At 63.2% G+C, this 7,779-nt stretch carries 8 protein-coding genes and 1 pseudogene; 2 read left to right on the forward strand and 7 right to left on the reverse strand.

Annotated elements, in window-relative coordinates:
- From BLX41_RS32315 to BLX41_RS36955, 6 genes are all read right to left on the reverse strand, one after another.
- A partial coding sequence (locus BLX41_RS32315) for an ABC transporter permease (protein WP_259745479.1) occupies positions 1-849 on the reverse strand: 849 nt, incomplete at its 3' end.
- A complete protein-coding gene (locus tag BLX41_RS32320) occupies positions 849-1,913 on the reverse strand; it encodes a microcin C ABC transporter permease YejB (RefSeq protein ID WP_102864941.1) in 1,065 nt (354 codons plus the stop codon). The genes BLX41_RS32315 and BLX41_RS32320, both read right to left, overlap by 1 nt.
- The gene (locus BLX41_RS32325) at positions 1,913-3,775 is read right to left on the reverse strand and encodes an extracellular solute-binding protein (RefSeq protein ID WP_123728144.1); all 1,863 of its coding nucleotides are present in this window, start codon (positions 3,773-3,775) and stop codon (positions 1,913-1,915) included. The genes BLX41_RS32320 and BLX41_RS32325 overlap by 1 nt, the downstream gene beginning before the upstream one ends.
- A 131-nt stretch (positions 3,776-3,906) precedes the next feature.
- Entirely contained in the window at positions 3,907-4,188 is a 282-nt protein-coding gene (locus BLX41_RS32330) for a peptidylprolyl isomerase (RefSeq protein WP_007924449.1), read from the reverse strand.
- A gap of 204 nt (positions 4,189-4,392) precedes the next feature.
- Complete coding sequence (locus tag BLX41_RS32335; protein ID WP_123728145.1) at positions 4,393-5,484, reverse strand: 3-deoxy-7-phosphoheptulonate synthase; 1,092 nt, start codon at positions 5,482-5,484, stop codon at positions 4,393-4,395.
- 346 nt (positions 5,485-5,830) lie between these two features.
- The gene (locus tag BLX41_RS36955; protein ID WP_259745484.1) at positions 5,831-5,965 is read right to left on the reverse strand and encodes a hypothetical protein; all 135 of its coding nucleotides are present in this window, start codon (positions 5,963-5,965) and stop codon (positions 5,831-5,833) included.
- Positions 5,966-6,122: 157 nt separating this feature from the next.
- Between BLX41_RS36955 and BLX41_RS32340 the strand changes: the two genes are divergently transcribed.
- Both BLX41_RS32340 and BLX41_RS32345 read left to right on the forward strand, forming a co-directional pair.
- Entirely contained in the window at positions 6,123-6,878 is a 756-nt protein-coding gene (locus tag BLX41_RS32340) for a carbon-nitrogen hydrolase family protein (protein WP_123728146.1), read from the forward strand.
- A complete protein-coding gene (locus tag BLX41_RS32345) occupies positions 6,878-7,342 on the forward strand; it encodes a GNAT family N-acetyltransferase (protein WP_123728147.1) in 465 nt (154 codons plus the stop codon). Before BLX41_RS32340 ends, BLX41_RS32345 begins: the two co-directional genes overlap by 1 nt.
- Here BLX41_RS32345 and BLX41_RS36960 read toward each other — a convergent pair.
- Positions 7,341-7,504, reverse strand: a pseudogene (locus BLX41_RS36960) (helix-turn-helix domain-containing protein); the annotation flags it as partial. The gene BLX41_RS32345 and the pseudogene BLX41_RS36960 sit on opposite strands and share 2 nt — an antisense overlap.
- Positions 7,505-7,779: the final 275 nt, after the last annotated feature.

The raw sequence follows: 7,779 nt of genomic DNA on the forward strand, positions 1-7,779 counted from the left end.
GAGGAAGTCCAGGGCGGTGAGGGTTGAGATGGCCCCAGTGAGGATGAAGGGCAGGTAGCTCAGGGTGGCGTTCATGGCATTGGGCAGGATGTGCCGCAGGATCACCTTGCGGTCGGTCAGGCCCAGGGCCCGGGCGGCCTTGACGTATTCCAGGTTGCGCCCGCGAAGGAACTCGGCGCGCACCACGTCCACCAGGGCCAGCCAGGAAAACAGCGCCATGATTCCCAGCAGCCACCAGAAGTTCGGCTCGACGAAGCCCGAGAGGATGATCAGCAGATAGAGCACCGGCAGCCCGGACCAGACTTCCAGCAGGCGCTGGCCCAGCAGGTCGACCCAGCCGCCGTAATAGCCTTGCAGGGCACCGGCGGCGATACCGATCAGGGCGCTGATGGCGGTCAGGGCCAGGGCGAACAGGATCGACACCCGGGCACCGTAGATCACCCGCGCGGCCACGTCCCGGGACTGGTCGTCGGTGCCCAGCCAGTTGACGTTGCTCGGTGGGCTGGGAGCCGGCCGGGTCAGGTCGTAGTTGGGGGTGTCTTCGCTGAAGGGGATTGGCGGAAAGAGCAGCCAGCCACCGTCCTTGCGGATCAGTTGCTGTACATAGTCGCTGCGGTAGTCGGCCTGGAACGGCAACTGGCCGCCGAACTCCTGTTCGGTGTAGCGCTTGAACACCGGGAAGTACAGCGAGCCCTGGTAGCTGACCACCAGGGGTTTGTCGTTGGCGATCAGCTCGCCGCCCAGGGTCAGGATGAACAGGCCGATGAACAGCCACAGCGACCACCAGCCGCGGCGGTTTTTCTTGAAGCGATCGAAGCGTCGGCGGGCGATGGGAGAAAGCTTGAGCATCAGGCGTTCCTCGCGGCGAAGTCGATGCGCGGGTCGACCAGGGTGTAGCACAGGTCGCCGATGAGTTTTATCAGGAGGCCGAACAGGGTGAAGATGAACAGCGAACCGAACACCACCGGGTAATCTCGCGACACCGCCGCTTCGTAGCTCATGCGCCCCAGCCCGTCGAGGGAGAAGATCACCTCGATCAGCAGGGAACCGGCAAAGAACACGCTGATGAAGGCCTGGGGAATCCCCGAGACCACCAGCAGCATGGCGTTGCGGAACACGTGGCCATAGAGCACCCGGCGCTCGCTCAGACCCTTGGCCCGGGCGGTGACCACGTACTGGCGGGTGATCTCGTTGAGGAAGGAGTTCTTGGTGAGGATGGTCAGGGTGGCGAAGCCGCCGATCACCAGGGAGCTCACCGGCAGTACCAGGTGCCAGAAGTAGTCGGCGATCTTGCCCAGGGTACTCAGTTGCTCGAAGTTGTCCGAGACCAGGCCGCGCACCGGGAACCAGTTCAGCGAGGTGCCGCCGGCAAACAGCACGATCAGGAACATGGCGAACAGGAAGGCCGGCATGGCGTAGCCGATGATGATCGCGGTGCTGCTCCAGATGTCGAAATGGCTGCCGTGGTGCACGGCCTTGCGAATCCCCAGGGGAATCGACACCAGGTAGGTGATCAGTGTTGCCCAGAGGCCGAGGGAGATGGTCACCGGCATCTTTTCCAGGATCAGATCGGTGACGGTGGCGCCGCGGAAGAAGCTCTTGCCGAAGTCCAGTTGGGCGTAGTTCTTGAGCATCAGCCACAGGCGTTCATGGGCCGGCTTGTCGAAGCCGTACTGTTTTTCGATGTCCTGGATCAGCTTGGGGTCCAGGCCGCGGCTGGCCCGGGAGCCACTGCTGCTCATGGCATCGGCGGAGCCGCCGACGCTGCCACCGCCACCAATGCCTTGCAGGCGGGCGATGGCCTGTTCCACCGGGCCGCCGGGGGCCGCCTGGACGATGACGAAGTTGACCAGGAGGATGATCAGCAGGGTCGGAATGATCAGCAGCAGGCGCCGCAGAATGTAGGCCAGCATCAGTGGCGCCCTCCAGGTTTGCCACGGCGGATCAGCTCGGCGGCCATCTGTTCATCGGTCAACGCTGTGCTGCTGACTTCCCACCAGCTTTCGATGGCTTCGTCGTTGCTTGCCGGCACTTTGGGGATGCCGAAGCGGTTCCACCAGACGGTGGAGGTGCCCGGTGGGTAGTAGTTGGCGATCCAGTAGTAGTTCCACTGCAGCACCCGGTCCAGGGCGTGGGCGTAGCGCAACATCTCCGGCTGGCTGGTGGCCTTCACCAGGCCATTGACCAGGGTGTCCACTGCCGGGTTCTTGAGCACCATGTAGTTGTTGGAGCCCGGATCGTTGGCTGCCGCGGAGCCGAAGTAGTTGTACAACTCCATGCCCGGCGAGGTGGTCACCGGGTAGCCGGTGACGATCATGTCGTAGTCCCGGGCCATCAGGCGGTTGACGTATTGCGAAGAGTCGATGCGGCGGATGTTCAGGCTGATGCCGATCTGCGCCAGGTTGCGCTTGTAGGGCAGCAGCAGGCGCTCGATGGAGCCTTGGGTGATGAGGAAAGTGAAGCTCAGCGGCTCGCCTTCGGCGTTGACCAGTTTGTCGCCCTCGGCTTTCCAGCCGGCCTGTTCCAGCAGGGCCAGGGCTTGCAGTTGCTTGTCGCGGATCACGCCGCTGCCGTCGGTTTTCGGCGCTTCGAAGACCTGGGTGAAGACTTCGTCGGGGATCTGTCCGCGCAGGGGCTCGAGGATCTTCAGCTCTTCGGCGTCCGGCAGGCTGCGGGCGGCCAGGGGCGTGTTGGAGAAGAAGCTCTGCTGGCGGATGTAGAGGTTGCGCATCATCTGCCGGTTGCTCCATTCGAAGTCCCAGAGCATGGCCAGGGCCTGGCGCACCCGGCGGTCCTGGAACACCGGCCGGTCGAGGTTGAACACGTAGCCCTGGGCCGGTTGCGGCGCCGACTGGGCCAGGTGGGCCTTTTGCAGGCGACCGTCGTTCAGGGCCGGGCTGTCGTAGCCGATGGAATAGCCGGTGGCGGAGAACTCCCGGTTGTAGTCGTAGGCGCCGCCGCGCAGCACCTGGCGGGCGACGTCGATGTCGCCGAAGTACTCGACGCTGAAATGGTCGAAGTTGTACAAACCACGGCTGACCGGCAGGTCCTTGCCCCACCAGTCGGGGTTGCGGGCGAAGGTGATGCTGTTGCCCGAGTCCACTTTGGCCACGCGATAGGGGCCACTGCCCAGGGGGGCTTCGTAGCCGCCGCCATTGGCGAAGTCGCGACTCTTCCACCAGTGTTCGGGGAACACCGGCAGGGTCGCGATATCCAGGGGCAGGGTGCGGTTTTCATTGTTTTTGAAGTCGAAGCGCACCACTCGTGGCGATTCCACGGTGACGCCTTTGACGTCTTCGAACTGGGTGCGGTAGCGCATGCTGCCCTGGGTCATCAGCAGGTCATAGCTGTAGCGCACGTCCTCGGCGGTGATCGCAGTGCCGTCGGCGAAGCGTGCCTTGGGGTTGAGGTAGAAACGCAGCCACAGGCCGTCTTCGCCACGCTCCATCTTTTCGGCCACCAGACCGTAGACGGTGTAGGGCTCATCCAGGGAACGCAGGGCCAGGGGCGAATAGACCAGACCGTCGAGCTGGGACACACCGATGCCTTTGTCTATATAAGGCAGCACGTGGTCGAAGCGCCCGATCTCGATGGCCGAGCGGCGCAGGGTCCCGCCTTTGGGGGCCTGGGGGTTGACGTAGTCGAAGTGGCTGAAGCCCTGGGGGTATTTGGCCGGTTCGCCGTAGACGGTCATGGCGTGTTGCGGGGCCGCCTGGGCACCCGTGGCCCCCAGCAACAGGGCGGTGAAAAGCACGGTGGGGAAAAGCAGTCGCATTGTCAGCCTTACGAGCCGGGTGATCGATGACCACGATTTGTACGCTAGCGGCGCGTGACTGGCCAGCCGCTTTCACATGCACAACGGCCCACCAGGAGGCGGGCCGTTGAGCAGACGCAGTCGCGAGGGGATCAGTCCTGGCGGCTGGTGACTTCCAGCAGGTGGTAGCCGAACTGGGTTTTCACCGGACCTTGCACGACGTTCACGGGAGCGCTGAACACCACGGTGTCGAATTCCTTGACCATCTGGCCCGGGCCGAAGGAGCCCAGGTTGCCGCCGTCACGGCTGGACGGGCAGGTGGAGTTCTTTTTTGCGACTTCGGCGAAGTCGGCGCCGGCTTCGATCTCGGCTTTGAGTTCGTTGCACTTGGCTTCGCTGGCAACCAGGATGTGACGGGCAGTGGCTTTGGCCATGGATATTGCTCCTTTCAAGAAAGTTGAGAGCCTACCGGATTCAGGTGGCTATTTCTTCTCAAAGTTCCTTCAAGGCGTTGCCATCGGGCGCCTGCGCGGGCAGCGGGTGTTGCAGGAGCCGGCTTGCCGGCGAAGAGGTCCTTGGAGGGGGCGGTGCTCTTGGGACGTCTTCGCTGGCAAGCCAGCTCCTACAGAGGGTCGTGGTCAGGCGGGGACGGCAGCGACCTTGTTTGCGTGCTGCAGTTGTTGCGCGGCATTGCGCAGCAATTGCTCGGTCGCGTTCCAGCCCAGGCAGCCGTCGGTCACCGATACGCCGTAGCGCAGCTGGCCGCTCAGGGGCTGGCAGCCTTCGAACAGGTGGCTTTCCAGCATCACCCCCATCAGCGAAGTGTCGCCCTGCAGGCGTTGCTCCAGTACGTCGTTGAATACGGCCGGTTGGCGCAGTGGGTCCTTGCCGCTGTTGGCGTGGCTGCAGTCCACCATGATCCGCGCCGGGATCTTCAGCTTGTGCAGGTCGCGCTGGACCTGGGCCACGCTCTGGCGGTCGTAGTTCGGGCCGCTGTGGCCGCCCCGCAGCACCAGATGAGTGTCGGGGTTGCCCGGGGTCTGGATGATCGCCGGATGGCCCTGGCTGTCGACGCCGAAATGGCGGTGGGGGTGGGCGGCTGAACGCATGGCGTCACAGGCGATGGCGACGCCGCCGTCGGTGCCGTTCTTGAAGCCCACGGGCATTTCCAGGCCGCTGGCCATCTCGCGGTGGATCTGCGATTCGGTGGTGCGTGCGCCAATGGCGACCCAGCTCAACAGGTCGTCGAAGTAGCCGGCGGCCATGGGCTGCAGCAATTCGGTGGCAATCGGCAGGCCCAGGCGCAGCATTTCTCGCATCAGTTCCCGGGACAGGGTCAGGCCGCCGGCCATGTCGTCGCTGCCGTCCAGGTCCGGATCGTAGGCCAGGCCTTTCCAGCCCACGGTGGTGCGGGGCTTTTCGACGTAGGCGCGCATCACCAGGAGCATCTGGTCGCTCACTTCTTCGGCCAGGCGGGCCAGGTTGGCGGCGTATTCCAGGGCTGATTGCGGGTCATGGATGGAGCAGGGACCGACTACCACCAGCAGGCGGTGGTCTTGTCCTTCGAGAATGGCGCGTACCGCTTGGCGGTGGTTGGCGACCTGCTGGCTCAGGGCCAGTGACAGGGGCAATTGCTGCTTGAGCTCCAGAGAGCTGGGCAGGCGTTGGGTCAGGGTTTCGTTGGCGCTGACGTGGGCGGACAGGGGCAGAGCGGATACGGACGAGTTCATGTGCGGTCTTCCTGGGCGGGCGGCGGGTGATGTCCCGCGCGCGGCCCTACTGGGGTGTTCGACAATTGGCCGTACTGGCCACAAGTGTGCAATTGCCACCGGTAGGTGACCGATCGGAGGCGGCAGGCTGTCCCGAGCGGAGGCTGCTAAATCGCCAGGCGCAGCACATGTCGTAACGGTAATAGGTGGCGTAGTTCATGGAGCAATCCTCAGTAAGTTCGGTGTGTCGCTGAAAGTCGTGGTTGAAAACGTTGGGCCTGAAAAAACAAAACCCCCGGTCGGGAGGCCGACCGGGGGTTGAGATTTCTCTGGTAGGCGACCCGTTAAAGTGGGCGCCGGTTGGGTATCAGGCGCGCCAGTGGCTAAACCAATACCCAAAATAAAAGTTGACCGGAGCCGTGGTGCCGTTGACCCAGGCAGCCGCAACCGAACGCAGTGCGCTGGCGGTGTGGCGATGCAGGGAAAGGGTCTGGGACAACATGAGTTTCTCCGTGAAGTGGGGCGAGCTTACTAGAGGCCGGGGCCGCGATTCAATCAGTAATTTCTATGGAGGCTGATGCAATGAGTCTTGGATTAAGCCGTGAAAGGATTTATGCCACACTCGCCGTTGCCTCTCGTTGTCTTGCCAAGGAACGTCCATGACCGTGCTGACCCTCGCTGCCGCCCAATCGGTGTCCATTGCTGGCGACTTGCCGGCGAATCTGGCCCGACATCAGCACTTGATGGGGTTGGCAGCGCAGGAGGGGGTGCAGTTGCTGGTGTTTCCTGAGCTGTCCCTGACCGGTTATGAACCGCAGTTGGCCGCTGAACTGGCGCTGGCGCCCGACTCCCCGCAGTTGCAGCCGCTGCGGGATCTGGCCTGCGAGCTGAAGCTGACGACGGTGGTGGGCATGCCGATTCGCTTGTTCGTCGACGGGCCGGTGCTGATTGGCGCACTGGTGCTGGGGGCGGACGGCTCGCTGGCGGTCTACAGCAAGCAGCATCTGCACCCCGCAGAGGAGTCAGCCTTTGCTCCGGGTAACGGTGGTGCGCCGTTGCGGCTGGGGGAGGAGATTCTGGCCTTGGCGGTATGCGCGGATTTCTGCCATGCCAGCCACGTGCAGGCTGCGGTGGACGCTGGCGCCGGCATCTACGCCGCTGGGGTGTTGATCAGTGAAGGCGGGTACGCCATCGACAGTGCTCTACTGCAAGGGTATGCCCGGGACCACGGGATACTGCTGCTGATGGCCAACCATGGCGGCCCCAGCGGGGGCTGGTCCTGTGCCGGGCGCAGCGCAATCTGGGGCACTCAGGGGCAATTGCTGGGCGCCGTGGATGGCCTCGGCGAAGCGCTGCTGATCGCCCGGCGCGATGCGGGGCAATGGCGGGTCGAAGTACGGGCGGTTGCGGGTTGATGAGCGTCTTTCAATTGCGTCCGGCGGCTGAGGCGGATTTGGCCTTCGCCCGGGATCTGACTCGCTCGACGATGCTGCGCTATTACATCCGCAATGATCTGCTGTGGCTTGATGAGGCGTTTGATGTGGCGTGGGCCGGTCGCGAGAATCTTTTGATTTGCTCGGGAGCCGAGGTATTGGGGTTTGTCAGCCTGAGCCGGGACCTGCGCGCCGTCTACGTCCGTGAGTTGCATGTACTGGAGGCGTGGCGGGGGCAGGGCGCCGGGGCCTGGACCCTGTTGCAGGTGATGGAAAGGGCGCGCTCGGAGCGACGGGGCTTGCTGCGCCTGACCGTGTTCAAAGGCAACCCGGCACAGCGTCTATACGAGCGGATGGGGTTGAAGGTGGTGGGGCAGGAGGAGTGTTTTTTGCGGATGGAACGCTCATCCGCCTCGGATCCTGAGACAAGCTCCTGCGGCAATTGAGCGCAATCTTGTGGGCTTTATCCCGTTTGTCGTTCTTGCGGCCTGCCAGTGGTTGATAGGTGGGCCCAGGATCGAGCCTGTGCTTGTGGGAAAAATGTTGAACCGATTTACCTTGATGGTCCCGCCAGGCTTGGCTTGTGCGGTAATGCGGATACCGGGCATAGTTCAGGACCGTTCAAATTGCTGGAGGGTACTGTGCAAGGACGATCAGAAGGCAATCTGTCGCCTGACCAGGACCCTGGCGAGTTGTCGCAGACCCAGAGTCTGCGTAAAAAGCCCCATATCGCCGAGCCCTGAAGCCAGAGCGTTTTCTAGCATCTGGTCGGCGGCGTCTCTTATCGCTTGCTGATGTTTTTTATATAGCGCTTGTGATTAGGTTTGTACGTCGCTTTTTTGCTAAGGTATCCGGCAACCTATAAAGACCAAATCGCGAGGTG

It is taken from the genome of Pseudomonas protegens, from assembly GCF_003732485.1.
Classification (GTDB): domain Bacteria; phylum Pseudomonadota; class Gammaproteobacteria; order Pseudomonadales; family Pseudomonadaceae; genus Aquipseudomonas; species Aquipseudomonas protegens_B.